Origin of the sequence: Gilliamella sp. B2824, assembly GCF_026536245.1 — a bacterium.
GTDB lineage: Bacteria > Pseudomonadota > Gammaproteobacteria > Enterobacterales > Orbaceae > Gilliamella.
The window spans coordinates 1-6,430 of sequence record NZ_JAFNON010000020.1 but is presented as its reverse complement, the minus strand read 5'-3'; the positions used below and the strand labels follow the sequence as shown (position 1 = coordinate 6,430).

1 protein-coding gene is annotated in these 6,430 nt (G+C 34.9%); it reads left to right on the top strand.

Features of this window, described 5'->3' with window-relative positions; genetic code table 11:
* Positions 1-6,430: hemagglutinin repeat-containing protein (locus J3U56_RS11775; RefSeq protein ID WP_267367870.1), on the top strand; the 6,430-nt coding region annotated here is incomplete at both ends.

Sequence of the window (6,430 nt, the reverse complement as noted above, 5' to 3'; positions counted from 1 at the left end):
CGGTGCCAGTGCCGGCAGTATTGTTATCAGTGCTGATGGTAAAATCACCAATCAAGGTGCAATTCAGGCTCAACAAAGTATTAATTTCACCAGTCAAAATGATATTGTTAATCAAAAACACATTAATAGTCGACAATCTATTCAACTCACCAGTCAAGGCGCGATAGTTAACGAAGGGAATATTGTCGCTAAGAAAAATGTCGACCTTAAATCTAAAACCATTAATAGCACATCAACAAGTTTGCTTGCAGCAGGTATTGATGAAGAAGGTAAATTAACACAAAAAAGTGATATTATTGCACAGGCTGAAAATATATCACTAACAGGTAAAAACCTAGCTGGTCAACGCATTAAAATTGATGCGCAAAAAAGTGTTGATTTAACAAATAGTCAAAATGTTGCCCAAACAGTCACTTTTTCAGCTGAAAACATTAATATTAGTCATGCAAAAATAAACAGTGAACAAGAGATTAATTTGCATGCAACTTATTCTATTGATAGTCGAAATATCCAAGCTAAAACCCAAACCCGTTATGTGGCAAAGGCGAAGTTAATTGACAATCAACAATCGACAATATTAGCGAATGACGATATCACATTTAGTGCTGATAAAATTAATAATGCGCAATCAAAGCTAAATGCGGGTAAAGGCATTTATTTTAATGCGCAGTATGCTATTGATAATGACCATGCAACGCTGTTGGCTGAAGGTGCAATTCACTTACAAAGTCAAGATATCACTAATAATGATTCACTTTTAGTCAGTAATGATCAGCTACAAATAAAAGCCGATACCTTAGCAAATCGCCAGTCAATATTACAGTCAAAAAAATATCTCAACATTGATAGCGTATTTTTTGATAATCAACAATCTCAGTTATTAACAGAAGATTCACTCACGATTAATGCAACACATAAAGTGAATAATCAACATGCGAGTTTAAGTGCCAAGGGGACTATCAATATAGCGAGTAAATATGTTGATAACAATGCCGCTACATTCATTTCCGAAAATGCTATCAAAATCAATGTGCAACAATTCTTCAATCAATATGCAAAACTGACCGCATTAAACGGTATTTTTATTGATGGACAACAAATAGACAATCAATCAGCAGAATTAAAAACAAATGGGTATTTGTCTATTAATTCAACGCAATTAAATAATGAGTCAGCCAAGTTGATTGCTGTTGATGATGTAAATATGAACTCGTCATCAATTAATAATAGCAATACAAACATTATCACAACCGGTAAACTTAGCCTTCATGGTAAGGATATTAATAATGAGCAAGCTAATATTCAGGCAGCTAAATTAATATCAATTTATGCCAATAACATCAATAATGCTTCTGCACTATTACTCACTAATGCAAGTTTAGAGCTCAATGGTGAAAGTATTAACAATAATAATGCTGAGCTTAATGCAAGTGATCGTATCATGATTACTGCCCAACAATTATTCGCCAATCAAGGATTAATTGCGAGTAATGGTAATATTGATATCAATAGCCATACGATTGATGCCCAACAAGTAAAAATTAAAGGCAAACAAGGTATTGAACTTAACGCAGATAACAATATTGATGTTACAAATGGATTAATTATTAGTGAAAAACAGGTAAGTATCAATGCTGATAATATCAAATTAAATACTGCAACTTTAAGTGCTAAAGATGATATAGCTATCACTGCGGTTTCACAATTAGACAATAATGATTCGAAATGGATCAGTGAAGGCAAGACAACAGTCAACACACAAATATTCAACAATCAAAATTCATCTATATCAAGTTATAAAAACATTTTATTTAAGACGCTTAATTTAAACAATATCAATAGCCAATTACTCAGCTATGGTGCAATAACGTTAAATTCAAACATCATTAACAACCAAAATGCGCTTATTAATGCATTAGCAAATATTCAGATTTTAGCGGATAAAATTAATAACCAGAACGCACAAATTATAGGTCAAGATTCAATAGATATCCATGCTAACACGCTGAATAATCGTGATATTGCTCTACAAGCTGCTAAAGCACTATTAATGGTTGCAACGGAGAGTATGGATAATAGTCATGCCACCCTTATTGCAGGTGAACAACTTAAACTTGCAGCGCAGCAGATTGATAATAACAATGCAAAAATTAAATCTGCACATGATCTTGTCATGCAAGCAACAAACATTAACAACCAACAATCGACGATGATAGCAGTGGGTAATGTGGTATTTGATGCGAAGGATTTATTAAACAATCAGCAGGCAGACATTCGAGCTCAAGGACAAATGGAGATGAATGCCAATGTGATTAATAATTACAATAATCTATTGGCAGCCAGCAAATCTATCACACTTAATGCAAATGAATTAAATAGTCAATCCGCGACGTTAAAGACAGATGACTCGCTGAATATCAAAGCAAAAAAAATCGACAGCTCATTATCCAAATGGGTGAGTCTAAATAAAATAACTGTTGAAAGTGAAGACATAAATAATCAAAAAGCAATAATTAAAACGAATAGTGATATTTCAATCAAAACAAATCGAATCAATAATGATAATGCGACCTTAATTGCTGGCGGTGAAATTTCGTTTTACGTAAACGAACTGTCTAATCAATTAGCTTATTTCAATGCCGATAAAGCCATTCACATTCAAACAAATCAACTTAATAATCAAACAGCAACGTTGATTTCAAATGATTCAATAGAAATTGATGCAGCGAATACCAATAACCAACAAGCAACATTATCTGCCAAACAAAATATCATTGTAAAGAGTGACGAGATAAACAATCAACAGGCGTTATGGTTAGCGGATAACGTTATTAAAATCAATGGCTTCAACCTTAACAACCAAGATGCTGCCTTACAAGCTAAAGGTGGCATGCAAATCAATGTTAACGGTAATATTAACAATGAAAAAGCGACATTAGTCGCAGGTCAAAATGGTCTTATTATTCATGCGAACGATTTAGATAATGAGGCAGCAGAATTAAGTAGTAAAGGTCTTTTATCAATTACAACCAATAGTGTTAATAATCATCGAGCGCAATTAATTGCAGAAAGTGATTTAAATATTCAATCCAATGAGATCAATAATCAATCTGCGGATATACAAGCTAAAGGGGAGTTAGCGCTCAATGCAAAAACAATGAATAATAATGAGGCAAAACTGCTGAGCGTAGGGAATATTATTCTAAATGCTGAGAATAATTTAATAAATAACTCAGCGCAGCTGACAGCCTTGCAACAAATAAAATTGCAAACGCAAGGCACCATCGATAACCAACATTCAACATTAATGGCTAATCAAGACATTTTCATTAAAGCTGATACGATTAACAATAGTGAATCCAAACTGGAAACAGCCAGTTTACTAAAAATAATTGCAAATGATGTAATTAATTATCATGCAATACTTAATGCAGATCAAATTGAGTTAGAAAGTCAGGCACTTGATAACCAACTGGCTAATTTCATCGCTAAAAATATATTAAATATCCAGGCAAACAATGTAATCAATAGTCAAGCCTATTTATTAGCAAAAGATATCGCCATTGTTGCTAATCAATTAACCGGCGATGGAGAGCTGCGTGCTGAAAATAGTATCGTTTTAAATTTGATGAATGGTTTTAATAATATAAAAAGTTTGATTGCCAACAATCAAATATCAATTAAAGCCAATCAAATTAATAACCAGGGTAAAATCTCTTCTGGCCAAAGCGTCACATTGACTAGTGATATTGGCAAAAACACACAAAATGGCATTATTGAATCACAAAAAATTGACATTAGTGGCAATAACTTTGTTAATCAAGGTTTAATTGATGGTGAAGATGTTAACATTGATTTAACACAACAATTTGATAACCTTGATGCGGCACGCCTATATGGTGATACCATTCATATCAAAGCCAATGAAGTGAATAACAACGCTGCTGCGTTAAACAGCCAAATTACCCCAACGATTGCCGCAAGACAATCCCTGCTTTTGGATGTGAATACGATTAACAATACTAATCATGCCTTGCTCCTAAGTTTAGGGGATATGCAAATCAATGGTAAAACATTAAATAATCATTCGGCACGAATCGAAAGTACTAACAATATGCGATTAAATGTTAGTCAAATTAACAATATTAATGATCATATTGAAACAGACGACGTGTTAATTAGTAGCCAACCGATTACCGAATATACCCCTATGGGTCATGCAAGGCGTTTTAAACCGGAAGAAGTCACCATTAGAACGAGCCCTAAAAAACGCCATCGATATCCCGTATTACATTCTAATAAGGGTGAGTTTGGTAGCACGTATAAATATCACGAATATCGATATACAAAAAATATCTATGAAACAAAAATTAAAGTGAGTGAGCCTGCAGAAATTATTTCTGGCAATGATCTGATTATTCAAGCTCATCATATTGAAAATGATAATAGTAAAATATTGGCAGGCAATAATTTATTGGTTACAACCGATACGCTCAACAATTATTCACTGAAAGGTAAACGAACGATTACCGATATCGGAACACAAATTTGGCATTACCGAAATAAACACAATCACAACGGTAAAGCCGTATACACGACAGGGGAAGATGAATCAAAATATTTTAACCAATCGATAACCACTATTGAGCTTCAACACGCTAAAATGGAAGATCATACTAATATCAATAACAGTAAGCTTACCCCAACCGAGCGTGAAACTATTCATGTTGCAGCAGGGCAAGCTATCCAGACCATAAATAAAGATGTTAAAGCTGATCAACAGCTCGATGGTTTATCTGATTCACTTATTGCAAAAGGTAAAGAAAAAGGTGACATAACCATTGCTGAAGCTAAGCCCATTACTGACTTATCGCAAGGCAAAACAACCATTAAAACCGAAAAAGTTGATAACCAAAATACATCCGTTATTGATAATAACGTCAATCAACACCCGTCTATTGATTCGGTGAATAAACAACAATATACCGAATCGATCAGTTATACCGAACCAAATACCAGCCTACCTAAAAACAGCATTTATATTGTCAATAAAAGCCCAGAGTCCAACTATTTAATTGAAACGGACTCTCGCTTTACCAATCGCAAAAAATGGTTAAGTTCAGACTATATGCTTAATCGCCTGCGAGTTGACCCCAATAACATCCAAAAACGGCTGGGCGATGGCTACTATGAACAACAGCTCATTCGTGAACAAATTGTTACGTTAACCGGTCAGCGATATTTAGGTGATTATTCAAGTGATCTTGAACAGTATAAAGCACTAATGGACGCAGGTATTGCGTTTGCTGAGCACTATGGATTACCAATTGGCGCCTCACTTTCTGCTGACCAAATGCGACTACTCACTACCGATATGGTTTGGATGGAAAGTAAAACCGTCATTGTTGATGGTCAAGCAGTAACGGTACTGGTGCCTCAAGTTTATTTGGTTAATCACGCACGAGTGAATACTGACGGTGCACTGTTAGCTGGGAAAAATGTGACCGTGTATGCAACAGATGATATTGACTCATCAGGCCTGATTTTAGGTAAAGATCGCGTGGCGATAGCAGCGAACAACGTCAATAATCGCGGTACGATTGATGCTAATTCGATCGTAATTAATGCTAAAGATAGTATAAATAGCAGCGGTAAATTTAATGCTGATAAATTAGTTTATCTATCAGCCAACAATGATATTAATTTAAATAGCACCACATCGACGACAGCATCTTATTACGGACAAAACAAAAGTGTTAATACGGTGATTGATCAGGTCTCGAGTATTAATGTCAAAGATGGTGATATTCGCTTAAAAGCGGGGCATGATATCAATCTGGGTGCAGCGTTACTCATTAATGAAGGTAAAGAGGGAAAAACCAACCTTATTGCTGGTCACGATATTAATTTATCGACCTTAAAAACAGAAAGTAAGCAAGAAGCATTTTGGAATAAAAACAACTACCGCAAAGTTGATATTGAAAATATTGTTGGTAGTGAAATTTTTACCAATGGTGACTTAAACCTAATAGCGGGTAATGATATTCGCATGAAATCGGCGGATATCGCAAGCAATCAATCATTAAACTTACTTGCGCAGCATGATATTGATATTAGCAGCGACCAAGAGCGGTTAAGCCTCTCTGAGCATCATAAATCGACGTCTAAAGGCTTACTCAATAAACAATCGATTACCGAACATACAGAAATAGATAACACAACACAAAAAGGCAGCTCACTATCAGCTAACAGTATAACCATTGATGCTGGCAATAATTTAACCGTAACCGGTAGTCAGGTAGTTGGTACCCATGATGTCAATCTCTATGCCGATAAAGATATTATGGTTAATGCCGCAGAAGAGTCATATTACCGAAAAGAAGAAACAAAAAAGAAAAAATCAGGGTTAATGAGCAGTGGTGGTCTTGGT